This is a genomic window from Prevotella sp. P4-119 (assembly GCF_002251345.1).
Lineage (GTDB): Bacteria > Bacteroidota > Bacteroidia > Bacteroidales > Bacteroidaceae > Prevotella.
The window spans coordinates 47,600-62,986 of sequence record NZ_NPJB01000022.1 but is presented as its reverse complement, the minus strand read 5'-3'; the positions used below and the strand labels follow the sequence as shown (position 1 = coordinate 62,986).

General features: G+C 46.3%; 11 protein-coding genes. 2 read left to right on the top strand and 9 right to left on the bottom strand.

All coding sequences use genetic code 11. The features are described from left to right. The first annotated feature begins 490 nt into the window (after window positions 1-490). Window positions 491-1,036, top strand: a complete 546-nt coding sequence (locus CIK89_RS02130; RefSeq protein WP_094389787.1) for a DUF4738 domain-containing protein — start codon at window positions 491-493, stop codon at window positions 1,034-1,036. Window positions 1,037-1,047: 11 nt separating this feature from the next. Here the strand turns inward: CIK89_RS02130 and CIK89_RS02125 are convergent, their stop codons facing one another. From CIK89_RS02125 to CIK89_RS02110, 4 genes are all read right to left on the bottom strand, one after another. Continuing rightward, on the bottom strand, window positions 1,048-1,569 hold the full coding sequence (locus CIK89_RS02125) for a prolyl-tRNA synthetase associated domain-containing protein (protein ID WP_094389786.1): 522 nt from the start codon (window positions 1,567-1,569) through the stop codon (window positions 1,048-1,050). A gap of 220 nt (window positions 1,570-1,789) precedes the next feature. After that, window positions 1,790-2,557, bottom strand: a complete 768-nt coding sequence (locus tag CIK89_RS02120; RefSeq protein ID WP_094389785.1) for a hypothetical protein — start codon at window positions 2,555-2,557, stop codon at window positions 1,790-1,792. A 46-nt stretch (window positions 2,558-2,603) separates the two neighbouring features. Next, a complete protein-coding gene (locus CIK89_RS02115; RefSeq protein WP_094389792.1) occupies window positions 2,604-3,407 on the bottom strand; it encodes a porin family protein in 804 nt (267 codons plus the stop codon). Window positions 3,408-3,446: 39 nt separating this feature from the next. Further along, window positions 3,447-4,625: a PCMD domain-containing protein gene (locus CIK89_RS02110; protein ID WP_254046595.1), complete on the bottom strand. Its 1,179-nt coding sequence runs from the start codon at window positions 4,623-4,625 to the stop codon at window positions 3,447-3,449. Window positions 4,626-5,037: 412 nt separating this feature from the next. Here CIK89_RS02110 and CIK89_RS02105 point away from each other — a divergent pair, with 412 nt between their 5' ends. Further along, the gene (locus CIK89_RS02105; protein ID WP_094389784.1) at window positions 5,038-6,390 is read left to right on the top strand and encodes a sodium:alanine symporter family protein; all 1,353 of its coding nucleotides are present in this window, start codon (window positions 5,038-5,040) and stop codon (window positions 6,388-6,390) included. A gap of 72 nt (window positions 6,391-6,462) precedes the next feature. Here the strand turns inward: CIK89_RS02105 and CIK89_RS02100 are convergent, their stop codons facing one another. From CIK89_RS02100 to CIK89_RS02080, 5 genes are all read right to left on the bottom strand, one after another. Beyond that, a complete protein-coding gene (locus CIK89_RS02100) occupies window positions 6,463-7,251 on the bottom strand; it encodes a sensor histidine kinase KdpD (RefSeq protein WP_158214956.1) in 789 nt (262 codons plus the stop codon). Between the two features lie 59 nt (window positions 7,252-7,310). Beyond that, window positions 7,311-8,000 carry a tRNA (N6-threonylcarbamoyladenosine(37)-N6)-methyltransferase TrmO gene (gene tsaA / locus CIK89_RS02095; protein ID WP_094389782.1) on the bottom strand — a complete coding sequence of 230 codons (690 nt, stop codon included), beginning with the start codon at window positions 7,998-8,000 and terminating at the stop codon, window positions 7,311-7,313. Between the two features lie 62 nt (window positions 8,001-8,062). Beyond that, window positions 8,063-10,516, bottom strand: coding sequence for a CotH kinase family protein (locus tag CIK89_RS02090; RefSeq protein WP_094389781.1), 2,454 nt, complete (start codon window positions 10,514-10,516; stop codon window positions 8,063-8,065). Window positions 10,517-10,633: 117 nt separating this feature from the next. Next, complete coding sequence (locus CIK89_RS02085; protein ID WP_094389790.1) at window positions 10,634-12,985, bottom strand: TIM-barrel domain-containing protein; 2,352 nt, start codon at window positions 12,983-12,985, stop codon at window positions 10,634-10,636. Continuing rightward, window positions 12,985-15,342: a glycoside hydrolase family 2 TIM barrel-domain containing protein gene (locus CIK89_RS02080; RefSeq protein ID WP_094389780.1), complete on the bottom strand. Its 2,358-nt coding sequence runs from the start codon at window positions 15,340-15,342 to the stop codon at window positions 12,985-12,987. Before CIK89_RS02080 ends, CIK89_RS02085 begins: the two co-directional genes overlap by 1 nt. Window positions 15,343-15,387 lie beyond the last annotated feature (45 nt).

The following is a 15,387-nucleotide window of genomic DNA, read 5'->3' as shown; positions in this document are numbered from 1 at the left end:
GATGTAACTATTTATTTTACAAATTACTTATAATTAGTCTTACAGCCGTAGAAAACGTATTGACGGTAATCCTACCAGATTTTAGGTACTCACGTTCAAAAATACTCAAATATATTTGGCATTTTCTTCACTTAATCGTTCCATTTCATGGCACCTTTTCTCGCCATGGCAGAGCTTAAGTGAACTTAACTCTGCTCATCTGGCTTAACGAAAACGTTCCTTTGATTTTGAGAATCCAAGATAGGCGGCACCTAACCTTTTGGGTTTCTTCCTCCTTGAAAGACATAGTTCAAGCGAGCTTGACTCTGCACTTTCTTCGTTCGTCAGTTCGGAAATAAAAGAAAAAAGGACTTTTTTCTTTGTATTTCGCTCGGTTTGCACTACCTTTGACTTTCAGTCTTAGGTACTCACATTCAAAAATACTCAAATATATTTGGCATTTTCTTCACTTAATCGTACCTTTGTAAATCGAAACGTAAAGATTGAAAATATGAAACGAATGACATTACAACTCGCTGTGATGGGCATGGCTGTGCTCATGACCGCTTGTGGCAATAAGAGACAAAGTGACGACATTATTACCGAAAAAGTGGAACGCCCCAAAATAGAGGCACCTATCCGACAGGCTGACTACAATAAGAGTCACCAGATACAGTGGATAGGCAATAGCTATAAGGTGGAGATACACCGCCAACCATGTGACTCACTGCCTATGGTGACAGACGAATTAGGACAGAAATTCGTGGATAACGAAGTGGTAGTTACTGTAACAAGAGCTGACGGAGAGGTGTTCTTTACACGCTCATTTACCAAAGCCAACTTCGATGCTTGTCTTGACAACGACTACCGCCATACTGGTATTCTTGACGGACTGGTATATGACAAGGTGAACGGCAGCGACTTGGAGTTTGCCGGTAGTATCAGTCACCCACAGACCGATGAATATATTCCAGTACGCGTTATTCTCTCTTCAACAGGAAACGTTACCATTAAACGTGATGTAGAAACAGACGTTAACGAAGATGTAGAAGAATAGAGTCACCATCATCAATACAAGGTCAAATACTCATAGGTATTACCGAGAGTGTCGAGATAGCGCTCAAAGTCATCACGACGAAGAACTACCGTTCCCCTACAATCATTCGGATGGAACGACAGCGTCTCAGCCTCTTTCAGATGACAATCAAGAAAAAGATGCACATGATGCTCCGTATCGTTGATGAGTCCGAAAGGCGACACACTTCCCGGTTCAAGTCCCAAATAGCGCATCATGCGCTCGGGCGATGCAAACGATAGTTTACCACAAGAAGGTAATCCCTGGGATACGAGCGTTGCTTTGAGACGGTGTTCCAAATCGTGGATATCGAGGTCATGGTCACAATGGAAGCATACCAGATAATGCCGATTTCCCTTGTGGTTGCGGAAAAACAAGTTTTTGCAATGGATACTGCCATCGTCTTTCCACCATCGTTTAGCCTCCTCAATGGTTTTGCCTTCGGGATGGTGATAGCACGTGTAGGGAATGTCGTGCTGTTGCAGATAGTCAAAGACTATTTCTTCTCGTGTCATCGTTAGTATGATTTTACCAAATATCAGTAGAGTTTATTGGTTGCAAAGGTACGATTAAGCGAGCGAAGTACAAAAGAAAAATCACTTTTTCTTTTTTACTTCCGAGCGTGAGTACCTTAGCGTCTTTGGATGCAAAGATACTGAAAAATTATGAAAAAACAATAATCCCCGGCACAGATTGTATGCCAGGGATTTATGTTTATAGTCAAACGACCAAGTATTATTTGGTCAGTTCGATACCTGCTTCAAACTTTGAAGTTTTGTCCATGATACCAGGCAGCTGCTTCACAACACCCTTAACCATAGTGAAAGTTTGTAAATCATCTGGTTTCATGGCGTTTGTAGGCACCTTGTCGATGAAAGCAACCAAAGCAGCAATCATAGGCTGTACGTATGCCTTGTCAACAAAGAAGAAAGGCTTTTCGCCATTCCAACGAACATTGACGGGAATAGTACCATACGATTTAAGGATAGTCTTGATCTGTGCCTTTTCTGCTGGATCATCAATATCTTCAGTAGCCTTTTCAGCGTCGATAGAAACGCTGATGAGATTGTCGCTAATAACCTTATAGGTAGCATAGCCCTTAACAGTCTCCCACTCTGGAGCGATATCGTCATCATCATAGTCAGAAACCACAGCATTGATCTTGCCATCAGGAGTGAAAGTAACGCTCTTCAGCACTTTAGGCAGGAACTTGTTACCCAGGATATTTGCCAAAGGAACAACGGTTTCCTTGATAGAAATTTCAGTGGGTTTACCAGTTCCAGAAAGGTCGAGACTAATACTTGTTCCTTCTTCTACTTCCCAGTTGAGCTGTACAGAACCGGTATAACCATCGTTATCATTTCCTTGTGACCAAACATTCCATGTTCCTACGATAGGCGACTGGATTGGATCGTCTTTGGGTGCATCGTCATCGTCACCACATGCAGTAAAGCCAAGTGTACATACCATGGCCATCAGATAGAAAATCTTGTTCAATTTCATTTTTTTTCCTTTCTTTTTTAGTTAATAATAATTGATACCTATTTTTTTATTTCAGTTGATAAATCACACCAATCGTACCATAAATGGGAAACATGGTCTGCTCGATGGTATCGAAATCTTTCTTGAAGATACCCGTCAATCCCCATGATAAATCAGCCTTGACACCCCAACGCTTAGTGATATACCAGTCGGCACCAAGGTCGATACCAAACTGCCAAGAGCGCATATCGCTGGAGAAATCGTAGTTGCCACGCTCACCATCATTATGTCCCAGTATCACTTTCTGTCCGGTAGGATCACCCTTTTCATGTCCTTCCTCCTGACGTCGGAGGTATCCATCGTATGCCCATCCTTCAAATTTCTTGGCTGTGGCATAACTCACATATGGACCAAGTTTCAGACGCACCTGTGGGGTCAAATCATAAGTGGCTTGCAAGGGAACGGTGATGAGACTCATGTCAACCTTAGTCACCACACTTCCTGTGAATACACCTTCCAACTGTTCGCCACCACGCACAATCTTCATGTGGTAGCCCTTCACACCCGCATCGGTTCTCATACCTTTGTTTTCAAAATGCAAACCGCCCAAGAATCCCCATTTGCCTGAGATAACATGGTGGGCATCTACTCCAAGGGTGAAGTTAGGCTGCAGCGTATAACTATGTAGCGTGCGGATAGAGGCAGGCATACCAATAGGTGCTGTTCCACCGATATTATACCCCACGTGTACATAGTATTTATAGTTGTGCAGATATTTGTTCCATGCACTCCAATGTTCTTGATTATCGTCTCCTGCCCATGCCCACAACGTGCACATCATCAGCAGGGAGCATATTATGATTTTCTTCATTGTCATAACCGAATATCTATATCGCTTGGCATTTCATCCTTATTCACATGTAATCTTAAACTTATCCACCCAAAGCGTACTACCCACGGCACCCATAAACTCAGCACCGTTGGTACTTGACGAACAAACGATAGCGAGACTGTAACCGCCAGCCTTCAGCTTCTGCATATCTACAGCTTTACGGTAGATGAAATTGAGAGTGAATGGAGTCCATTCAGGAGTATTGTCGATATTATCAAGTCGGGCAAGTGCCACAACCTGTTCACTTGTCTGTACGTTGTTGCCATAGAGCACCACCGCTTCGCCCTTTGCATTATGGTTATCATAGAACACGGCATAGATAGTGCCGTAGTCTTTTTGCTCCAGTACATGCATATACTGGTCGGTAAATTTCTCCCCAGCCTTATACTTATAGTATCCTGTGAATGTCTTGGGTTGGGTATTGAAACTGAATGGGCGTCCAAACTTAGTGGCAGACATAGCATCCTGCAATGCATTAGACGGATCAAACTGCCCAATAAAGAGGTTGCCAGCCGCAATAGGCTTCTGCACCATGTCTGCAAGTCCACTTGTTCGGCAAGTGGATAGCTTTACCCCTTTTCCTTCATATCCTTCGTCAATAGGTGCTGTGGGATAATGCTCTGCTGCAGTAGAGCTATTGCTAATCTTGTAACCCGGATTTCCTGTTGCCCAGATAGCCTCTTTGGTCGTATTACCATTAGCATCTTTCCATGGTTCTTGCCAATGGTAGTACCCTTTGTCCTCATAACAGTTTTCAAAATTAAACTCGTGTTCACTACCGAAATAGAGCATTTTTCTGATGCTGACAAAATAGATACGTGACCATTGTCCATCTTCCGAAGTGACCGTATATTTCACCGAACCTTTAGAAAAATCGTGTACACTGCCGTTGGCAGGTGATATAGTAGCCCCGGGAGTGAGTCTGAAAAGTGGAGCAATCTGTGTAAGATCAGCCATAGCACTCATGGTAAACTCTATCTTATTCTGGTCAGATTGCACATATTGAAGTGTGTCGGAATCGAAAAGGAACCAACTATTCAATTTGTCGCCTGCGTGTATGTAAGCCTGCTCAATATCACATTCTGCATTGAGCGGCTCATCCTTAAAGCAAGAGACAAAGCCCAAACAAGTGGTAATTCCCACTGCCATGAGGGCTGTCGTATGTATCAATCTCTTCATATCCTGAACTTTCATCATATTTTAGGGAGCAAAGATAAGAAGAAAACCTCACACTACCAAATATTTTTCAACTTATCTATATAATTATGTTATCTATCGAAATAGATAGAACTGCAGATTTTAACAGCAATTAACCATATATCAAACAGTACTCAAGAATGGATATCGATGAGCATAAACACGGATAAAAAGCGAAAGATGGCTACTCCAACTATCGGAGCAGCCATCATTGTCCTGATTTTCTTTCTACCACATAGGTCAAATGTTTCGTCATTTCATGTCTCGTCTGTATTTTCAATGAGCCAAATCACGTTTGTTATCAATATGACGCATCAAACGATAAAAAGTTTAACCAAAATTCAAAAAAAACGAAGAATCGACTACATTTTGAGCATTTTTAACTAACTTTGCACGCAAAAGCAGCAACAACATGAACACCATCAACGAATTTTTCTCCGTAACGAGCTCCCTGTTGTGGGGCTGGCCCATGATTATCCTGCTCTTGGGAACCCATCTTTTTCTTACTATCCGATTGCATTTTCCACAGAGACATATACTCAAAGCCATTCGGCTATCTGTACAACGTGATCCCGATGCAACCGGTGACGTTTCGCAATTCTCATCATTGGCAACCGCTCTAGCTGCTACTATCGGCACCGGAAACATCATCGGTGTAGCCACCGCCATTGCCTTAGGCGGTCCTGGTGCAGTATTGTGGTGTTGGCTGACTGGTGTATTTGGCATTGCCACCAAATATGCAGAGGGCCTACTGGCTATCAAATATCGCGAGAAGAAACCTGATGGCAAAGTGATTGGAGGACCTATGTTTGCGCTGGAGAAAGGATTGGGATGGCGTTGGGCAGCAATTCTCTTTGCCATTTTCACTGCCCTCGCCTCGTTTGGCATCGGCAATACGGTGCAAGCCAATGCCATTGCCACACTCGCTTACGAAACCTATGACATCTCACCCTATATCACAGGAACAGTCATCTGCCTACTCACTGGTGCTGTTATTTTAGGTGGTGTGAAGAGTATTGCACGTGTCTGCGCAACCCTGGTACCCCTCATGGCACTCTTTTACATTTTAGGTTGCATCTATATAATAGGAGTAAACATCGATTATGCATGGCCTGCCATCAAGCTCATCGTCACCTCGGCTTTCAGTCCGCAGGCAGCAGGAGGAGGTTTTGTAGGTACTACAGTCATGATGGCAGCACGTTATGGCATAGCACGCGGTCTTTTCAGCAACGAATCAGGACTCGGTTCTGCTCCCATCGTAGCTGCTGCCGCACAGACACGCAACCCAGTACGCCAAGCCTTGGTGTCCAGCACTGGTACATTTTGGGACACGGTAGTCATCTGTGCCATGACGGGAATTGTTATTGTAAGCAGTGTATTGGCATACCCCGACATTACTTTCGACAATGGTGCGGTACTGACCAAGATGGCATTTTCTAAAATTCCCATCATTGGTACACCTTTACTGACTTTCGGTCTGTTGACCTTTGCATTTTCCACTATCTTAGGTTGGTGCTATTATGGTGAACGCGCAGTAGAATATCTGAAAGGTCGTCGATGGATGCTTGTCTATCGGATGATTTTTATCGTTGCTGTATTTATAGGCAGCGTGATGCAGTTGGGTGTGGTATGGAACATGGCCGATTGTATGAATGCACTCATGGCAATTCCCAACCTGCTATCGCTCTTGGCGCTGAACGGCATCATCGTACACGAAACACGCAAATATCTGTGGCGCGACCATTTGGACAGAAGCGATCTGTAAGTCCGACAGGATGTGACACACCATCCCTTCGTGACGGAAAGAAAAACTATAATTTTGTTTCTGTATTACAGCCTACTTGATGGGCAATACCAGCACCACACGAGTTCCCTGACGTGCATAGAGTTCGTCGATAAAAAGCACACCTCCAATTTTTTGTGCCAACCGCTGGCAAATGCTCAAATCAAGTTCTGCCTCATCGCGCATATCGTCGGGCTGTTCAAACCAACTAAACAGGCGACTCAGACGATCTTTGGGAATTCCTGCACCAGTATCACTGACATCGAGTGTCAGCATACCCTCATTCTCTGTAGTGTTACACCCCACGACCACTTCCCCTTTTTCGGTAAAGCGACAGGCATTCTGAATCAACTTATTGAGGATAATCTCTATGACATGGCGATCACTTTCTATAAAGAACTCATCGCTCATGGTACGATGAAAATTCAACTTGACAGCCTGTCGATGATAAATGTTGGAGATATTGATTTCCAGACAACGTCGACAAAGTTCGTTAGGACTGAACTGTTCCCGTCTCACGTGTGCCACCTCATCTGAAGGATTAGTGAAGAGCATAAGTTCATTCAACAATGTATCGATGAAATAAGCATAGCCATTCAACTGTTCTGCCATATTGTGTTTTTCATTCTTGGAAAGGTATAAATCATCCTTTGAAAGCATCTTAGCCATGCGAGAAACTTGCCGAAGGGGAAGTTCTGACTCTTGAATAACATTCTTCAGAAAGATGCGATGCATCATTATATCACGTTCCAACACACGCATTCTTTTCCGCATCTGCCAAGCCCAACAGAAAGCCACCAGACAGCCCATAGCCAAGATAAGTATCAATACCATTTCCATCATGTCAACCATTTTTCGGACACAAATATATTAAAAATTTCCGTCATCTACAAATAATGCTGTTACTTTTTTTCTGGTACAGCGATACAAGGGATAATTTTCTTGACATACAACATGTTGCCGTCCACACAGAATACCACTTCATAGCCATCGAAAGGCATCACATACTGCCGGTCGGGATCTTCATGATAATGAGGACGAGGATCAAGCGCAAGTGCATCGGTCAGTGTCTGCACGATCTGTGGTGATAGGGTCTTCGTCAGTTCGTCAGGTATAACCACCTCCAACCGCTGCCACTGTTTGCGATCGGTAAAACCGCCCCGTGCACCAGGATGACTATCCACATAAGCCAAATAAGGTTTGATATCGTAGATAGGTGTGCCATCCATGAGGTCAGCCCCTGCCACTTCCACTACTCCATCTTCGGGACGCACCGCCACAATACGCACCGATGAGAGTCCGAGATTATTGGGTCGGAATGGCGAACGCGTTGCCCAAACCCCGACGCGCTCGTTTCCTCCCAACAATGGTGGTCGCACGGTAGGATGCTTACGTGCATCGACATTTTCAGAGAATCCCCATATCAGCCAGATGAAATCATACTCTTCCAATCCCCGCAGTGCCTCTGGTGTGGCATAATCGCGAGTGAGTTCTATGCGTCCATGCAACGTTTCTACGATACCACTCTGTCGTGGCAATCCGAATTTCGAGGTGAATGGTGATCGAAAATAAGCAATTGGTTGTATGTCCATAAGTATTCTATTTCGCGTTTAACGATGTTCAAATCATACTATTCTTCAACACTCCTTTCGATTTATCGTCGAGTAGAATCAGTTACTTTTGCAGCCTCATCGCCAACTTTCAGGATGCAGGTCTTGGCAGAAACTGCGAAGGAAAGCGGTGCACCAGTTGCTGTAGTCCGATGGAGTATTCTGCCTAATAGGTCATATACGCACACCTTGGTACCCTTCTCCACCTGGTCAACCTGTAGTGTTCCTGCAGCAAACGACCAGTGCCATGTTTTGGTATCAGGTTGCGTGATGGCAGTAGGTTCACCTATTACAGCGGTAATCTCCACCTTGTCGCAATCGGGTAGCGCCATAGTAAGGGTAGCTCCCGACTGCTGTATAGTAGTAGTGGCAATACCTTGATGCTGTACGATATTCCATGCTTTCACCTCCCGTCCGTCGGAGAGCACCCCATTGATCTGCATGGATCTATTCTTGAAGAATTTTCCGTCAAAGCATGCTTCTGTCAAGCGCACGCCATTGAATGTGATCGTCATGGCATTTCTGTCGCTTTCAGCCATCGTGGCATTGATGGTGAGTGGAACAGGATTTCCCACTTTATAGAAGTCGGAAATCTGCTGATAGAAACTCGGAATACGTTCGTTAAGCCATTTATGTGCTGTATTCAATTCGTTGGTATAATTTGGCCACCACTCGTTGACAAGCTTGCGATGGTGAGGATATTCCGTTTTGATCTGATTATACATATCATCCCATAGCAACCGTATATTCTTTTCCGACAAGAAGTCACCCAGATAGATGGCAGCACGGTCTATGAATTCCCGTTGAAAATCGGCATCTTCCATTAATCGGCGAAACAATCTTGTAGCCTCAGATGTATTTGCCCATGCGTGGTCTTTGTCATAATTGGGGTTGTAGAACCATTCAAAGGTTTTATAGGTAGCTGCCGAACCATAAAGCCCAAGTCCGAAGTCCGTATCTTTAGCCACCCATCGCCATCTGCCAGTTTCTGTGCGTGGTCTCCACCATACGATGTTATTGCCGGGAAAGTCCTGATTATTGTAGAAAAGATTCATGATCATCAGGTTGATATACTCCTTGCAATCCATCCATGTTTCATATTCTGCCAGGGTATGTCCATGTTCTTGATAGAACGCCTTGAAGCGGTTGAAATGTTCCCAATCGCCTACTTTCAGTTCCCATCCGTTTTCTATCATATCAATATCCTCCAATCCCTCATAGTTGGTATAGATATTATCTTCGTTGCTTCGTTCACGGATGTTGAGCATACCGTTGTACTTTCCGTTGATATAGACAATGGCAGGACGCCATGCCTGCCAATCAAGATCGACATAGGCAGCCATAGACCGTTGGATGACAGCATCGCGCATGTAGAGATAGTCGAAGTCGTTGCCGGCATTGCGCAGTGCGAGTGACTTATAATCGGTGATACCCGGTCGCTGGTCAGGGAAAAATTCATATTGAAGGCGCTTCGTACCAAATCGCTTGTTGGCATAAATAGCCATCGACTTCATCATATTATCACGTGAAGCACCTCCCATGACACGTGTTTCGCAGAGTTGGTTGAGCTGACTTTTACTACCTGCGGCAGTAAAAAGTTCCAAGTTGATGGGGCGTCGCCAGTTGTATTTATAGTTTTCCTGACTGCTGTTATAGTTGCCTTTCACCAGTATTCCTTGTTTGTTATCATAGAAATACACATTCTTAGTAACGATGGAAATAACGGGAAGCGTCATCTGTCGTCCGTGGAAGATATACGACTGGGTGACTGACCGAGGTGACAGATACCCCGTACAGAATGGTTTTGCGCGCACCACCTGTGAGGCGCTGATGGTGATTGGAGCGGTATATTGCAAACTTGATGCTATTGGTTCGCTACCATCTGTAGTATATCGGATGACAGTTTCTGCAGGCGCTCCGTCAGGAAGTGACAGGGTGAGTTTGAGAGTCTGCGCATTTTCCAAGACCCGTCCAGGTTCGCTGAATACCACATCGCCCAAGAGATCCTTGCAGGTAGATCCGCAGTTGGTGCCGCCTGGTGTTGGTATAGCCATATATCCCCATGTGTCGCTACCGTCTGTTTTGCGTCCATAGGCAATATTAGGCGCAGGCTGTTTTTTCATTTTGGTCAGTTTATCGACCACTTTATTGTTTTTGAACAGATAGATTTCGCCGTTCTTTCCCGACTCAAGGCGGAAATCAGTATGCATACCCGATGCCGCCTTGTCGCAATAGATGAGTACGCGATATCCTTTGTTGATAAGTGATGCCGGCAAAGCCCATGCCTTTTGAGCATCAGTGGTAAGTCCGATACTGTAGTTAGAAAGCTGTTCGCTACTTTCGCCATTGTTGTATAATTCCACCCACGAATCAGGAAATTCGTTCATGTCGTCCATGATACAGTCGATATTAGACTGCATGACTTCATTGATGACCAGTTGTGCGTGCATCGGTGCCGCCATGGTCATGGCTGCAAGTGCCACCCATATTGTTTTCATAGCATGTACCTATAATTGATAATAAAGCGTTATCGTATATACCAAAGAGGAATTGTAGTTATAAAAAATACCGGGTAATGAAACATTGTTGATGTTCATCCCCCGGCTCATGAATAGTTATTTCTCGATATGTTGCAGTTCCTTATCGCCAGGGCGGAACAGGAGTCCTGTACATTTGGTAGCATCGGCCTTATAGGCTTTCAGCTCGACCTTGTCCCATTTGATATCGCCTGTGTTTTGTGCGACAGGTACATGGGGAATGAGTGATCCATCCTTGACGAGGATGACGCAGGGAATCTCAGCAGTTGGGATAGTCTGATAGCCCCCCTCATAGACTTTTCCTGTCTGATAATCAATCCACTTTCCACGGGGCAGATATACGGTGCGGCTTTTTCCAGTTTCGAGCATTGGAGCAACAAGAATCTGCGAACCAAACATATACTCGTCTTCCACAAACCATGCACCTGGATCATCGGGGAATTCCACGAGCAGTGCACGTACCATAGGCAGTCCGCGCTCAGAGCAATCCTTTGCCTGTGCATAGACATAAGGCATGAGTTTGTATTTCATTTCTGCCGACTGGCGGAATGCTTTGGTAAAGCTTTCGCTGATGAGCCAAGGTTCGGTAGGAGGTGCTCCATGGGCACGTGTATGGCTTGAAAGGAATCCGAATGGCAGCCAACGACGGTAGAGATCGTCGGGACTCTTGGTGACAAAGCCACCCATGTCATGACTCCAGAAGGAGAATCCGCTGAGTCCGAATGACAAACCGCCACGGAGATCGCCCAACATACCTACGCTACCAATCTCGTTGGTAGCAGCATCGCCACCCCAATGGAGCGGATAGCGCTGGCTTCCAGCCCATGCGCTGCGAGCCCAGATGACACCTTCATGGTCGGGAGTATTGTCGCGCACAGCCTGCCAGAGTGCTTTGTTGTAGCGCAGGGGATAGAGGTTGTGCTCATAGAATCCTGTTTTACCGCTGGCATAGATGCCATCGTATGGTGCAGCCTCACCGAAGTCACACTTGATAGCGCTGACTCCTTGTTTGATGAGGTTAGCGATTTTGCCTTGATACCATGCTACGGTCTTGGGATTGCTGAGGTCGAGCACCGCATCTTCATAGCTCAATGTTCCGTTGCCGTTGTGTACAGCCATGCCGCCATCAACGAGTTCACGGAAGTAGCGGTTCTTCGGTGTGAAGTAGGGCAACTGCCAAAGACAGGTATGGAAACCGTCTTTCTTCATCGACTTGAGCATGGCTACTGGATCTTTGAAACGATCTTTGGCAAACTCATAGTCGCACTGCCAATCTACGCCAAACCATCCTGTATCGAAATGGATAACATCTGATGGTATCTTGTTGGCACGGAGTTTACGGGCAATGTCGAGTCCTTCCTCCTGAGAGAAATAGGTGATGCGGCTCATCCATGTGCCGAAAGTCCAGAGGGGAAGCATAGGTGACTTACCAGTGACGTCGGTATAAGCATTGAGCACGTCTTTCGGTTCACCGAAGAAGATGAAGAAGTCCATCGTTTCGTCGCCCATAAAGAGGCGCTGTGCACCGATGTAAGAGGCACCGAAATCAGCTGTTGTAGGTGCCGAGGTGTGCATGAAGATACCATATCCCCGATTAGAGAAATAGAAAGGCACGGGTTTATACATGCCATCGGTCTCTGGTCCTTGTGGATCGACTACCGAGATTTGCACTTTCTGTCCTACTTTGTTGAGCGATGTGAAACTTTCGCCGCAACCGTAGATGCGCTCGTTTGGTGAGAGCATCAGTACGGGATTGATGCTGCGCGAATTGTCTGAACCGCGTTTGATAAAGTTGAAGGGCAGGAGTTTCACCTGTGTACTGTCGTTATCGATGATGTGGCGGGTCTGCGTGAGCAGTTTGCCCTGTCCGTCGCGCAGCACGATACGGAACGGATACTTCTGTATTTCGAGTGAACCGTTATTGTTTTTATAGACAATAGCTTGGTCGGTAGCTTTCACGTTCCAGCGTCCACGACCGTTTTTAGCCTGTTCGCCAGTTTGCTGTGCAATAAATTCCGGTGAGAACATGGGGTCGTTGGCATCGTCCATTTTCGGCTCGATGGGTGAAGTGAAGATGGTGACACGAAGTGTGCGGTTGTCTATTTTCTGCACTTTGATGCGCAGGTTGGGGTCGTTGTCATACTGTGTGTCGGGGAAATCGAGCATCTTCATGCGCACAGGCCAATAGCCATTGAGGTTGAAAGCCTGTCGCGGTGCGAGACGGTAGCGTTTCCAGTTGAGCAGTCCTTCGCCCTTGTTGAGGTCGAAGCCAGCCAGACTGTCAGCCAGAAAATAAGTGTTGGAGAGGTCAGAGAACTCGCCCGACATATCTTTTGCCTGGCATTGCAGATACTGTACACCTGCCGATGTCTGTATCTGCGCAACGGCTGCCATAGGCAGGAGCGCTGCTGATAATAAGATTTTCTTCATCATAATTTGATAGTTGCTGTTGGTAGTCCGTATGATTTAGCAGTCAGCGTGCCATGTCCGTCGAGTACGACGAAGCATCTGCCGAAGAATGCTTTGCGCTTATTGTCCTTGAAGCGTTCGAGTGATGTCTGGTTTCCGTTATCCACACCGATGATGGTGGCATCGGTATCGAAAAACACTTGGTTCTCTGCCCAAGGGCATCGGTTGCCGTTCTCATCAACCACTTCCACCTTGACGAAGGTGGTGTTTTTACCTTGATAATCGATGCTGAGTTGCAAATGATGGGGCTGTCCGGCAGTATGGATAGTCTGCTGGCGCACCTCTTTACCGTCTTTGCGTGCCACGACCTTCACTTCTCCGGGTTCAAAGGTTACGCGCCACATCACATGATACTGGTGGCTATCTGCCTTGCGGCGCACGCCATGACTCTTGCCGTTGATGTAGAGTTCCACTTCGTCGGCTTGATTGTAGTAGCACCACATATCGATTTGTTCGCCATCGAGCCAGTTCCAATGGGGGAAGAGATGCAGAACAGGGCGATTGGTCCATTCGCTCTGATACATATAATAGACATCTTTAGGCTGACCAGCCAAGTCGATGATGCCGAAATAACTGCTGCGAGCAGGATAAGAATAAGGTGTGGGTTCGCCGATATAGTCGAAACCGGTCCATATAAACTGTCCACCGACATAGGGAGTATGCTTCACCACATCCCATGTTTCCTCGTGAGTACTGCTCCATGAGGCATGCATGTTATCGTAAGACGAGCATTTGAACGAAGGATCGGTATAGGGCAACCACCATTCCTTAGGTGCTTTGATGACAGAGTCGCTGGGCATGGTGTAAAATCCCGTTGTCTGCAGGGCTGAAACGCTTTCGGTCATGATAAACGGACGACCGGGGAAATTCTTGGGTACATCCTTAATCCACTGATGATGATAGTTGAAGCCTACAATATCGAGTGCCTTACCCTTGAACAGGTGGTTGTCGGGTGATGGTTCGTTACATCCTGCGGTGATGGGACGTGTCGTGTCGTAGCGACGCACAATGTCAGCCAAATGGTCTGCCAACAATGTATTGACGCTGGTTTCGCCATCCTTGGCAAGGGTCGAAGCATCGTGTCCGGCATTGAGTATGAGGTTGGCTTGCTCAAGAGTCAACGTATCAGCATCGGCAGACGACCACTGTTCGAGCACCTCATTGCCGATGCTCCACATCAGTATGGAGGGATGATTGCGGTCACGCAGTATCAAGTCGGCAAGGTCGCGCTCGTGCCATTCGTCGAAGAAGCGTGCATAGTCGTTTTGAGTCTTACGGCGGCGCCACATGTCAAACGACTCGTCCATGACGATAAGTCCCATGGTGTCGCACATGTTGAGTAGTTCGGGAGCAGGCGGATTGTGTGATGAACGAATGGCATTCACACCCATTTCCTTCAGTCGCACGAGTTTGCGGTGCATGGCATCTTCGTTGACCACAGCACCCAAACAACCGAAATCGTGGTGTTCGCAAACCCCGTTGAGCTTCATGTTCTTGCCATTGAGCCAGAAACCTGTCTTGGCATCGAAGCGGAACGAGCGGAATCCGGTGTTGGTCCACACCTCATCGACCACTTTTCCACCTACCAGCACTTGCGTGCGTACCTTATAGATATAGGGGTCATCAACCGACCACAGATGGGGACGGCGCACTTTCAAACCAACTGCTCGTCCTTGGGCATCAAACACTTGGTTGCGCACCTTATAGGCTTTGCCCTGACTTTCCACATCAGCAGTCACGGAGATACGTCCGTCGGGATTGGCAACCACATGCACTCCCCAGTGTTTCACATGCACATCGGCGGTTTTGGTAAACCACACATGGCGGTAGATACCGCATCCGCTATACCATCTGGAATTAGGCTGATCGCTATTATCCACACGCACAGCCACCACGTTGCGACCGGCTATGAGATAAGGTGTGATGTCGTATTCAAACGAGCTATAACCGTAAGGGCGGTAGCCCACTTCCTTACCGTTGATATAGACACGGGCATTCATATACACTCCGTCGAACTCAATGAAGTAGCGTTCTCCTTGTTTTTTCTGCAGATTGAAAGTCTTGCGATACCATCCAATGCCGCCAGGAAGTGCTCCCCCACCCGCTCCTGATGGGTTAGAACAGAGAAAATCACCCTCCACAGCCCAATCGTGTGGTAGGTTTAGTGCACGCCAATGCGTATCATGATAATCGGTTTTTGACATTTGTGCCGAGTCTGCCAGCACAAATCGCCATCCGTTGTCAAAGTTCTGGCGGTCGCGTGCCTGTGCGGTCAACATACAGCCAATGGCACATGCCAGAATAAAGAATCTATACATAAGAAATTAGTATTGGTAAATCGTTGGGCAAAGTTAGCGATTTTC

What these genes read in the sequence shown, in the direction of transcription:
- CIK89_RS02130 (WP_094389787.1), top strand. Translation starts at nt 491, where the DNA reads ATGAAACGAATGACATTACAACTCGCTGTGATGGGCATGGCTGTGCTC.
- CIK89_RS02125 (WP_094389786.1), bottom strand. Translation starts at nt 1,569, where the DNA reads ATGACACGAGAAGAAATAGTCTTTGACTATCTGCAACAGCACGACATT.
- CIK89_RS02120 (WP_094389785.1), bottom strand. Translation starts at nt 2,557, where the DNA reads ATGAAATTGAACAAGATTTTCTATCTGATGGCCATGGTATGTACACTT.
- CIK89_RS02115 (WP_094389792.1), bottom strand. Translation starts at nt 3,407, where the DNA reads ATGAAGAAAATCATAATATGCTCCCTGCTGATGATGTGCACGTTGTGG.
- CIK89_RS02110 (WP_254046595.1), bottom strand. Translation starts at nt 4,625, where the DNA reads ATGATGAAAGTTCAGGATATGAAGAGATTGATACATACGACAGCCCTC.
- CIK89_RS02105 (WP_094389784.1), top strand. Translation starts at nt 5,038, where the DNA reads ATGAACACCATCAACGAATTTTTCTCCGTAACGAGCTCCCTGTTGTGG.
- CIK89_RS02100 (WP_158214956.1), bottom strand. Translation starts at nt 7,251, where the DNA reads ATGATGGAAATGGTATTGATACTTATCTTGGCTATGGGCTGTCTGGTG.
- tsaA (WP_094389782.1), bottom strand. Translation starts at nt 8,000, where the DNA reads ATGGACATACAACCAATTGCTTATTTTCGATCACCATTCACCTCGAAA.
- CIK89_RS02090 (WP_094389781.1), bottom strand. Translation starts at nt 10,516, where the DNA reads ATGAAAACAATATGGGTGGCACTTGCAGCCATGACCATGGCGGCACCG.
- CIK89_RS02085 (WP_094389790.1), bottom strand. Translation starts at nt 12,985, where the DNA reads ATGAAGAAAATCTTATTATCAGCAGCGCTCCTGCCTATGGCAGCCGTT.
- CIK89_RS02080 (WP_094389780.1), bottom strand. Translation starts at nt 15,342, where the DNA reads ATGTATAGATTCTTTATTCTGGCATGTGCCATTGGCTGTATGTTGACC.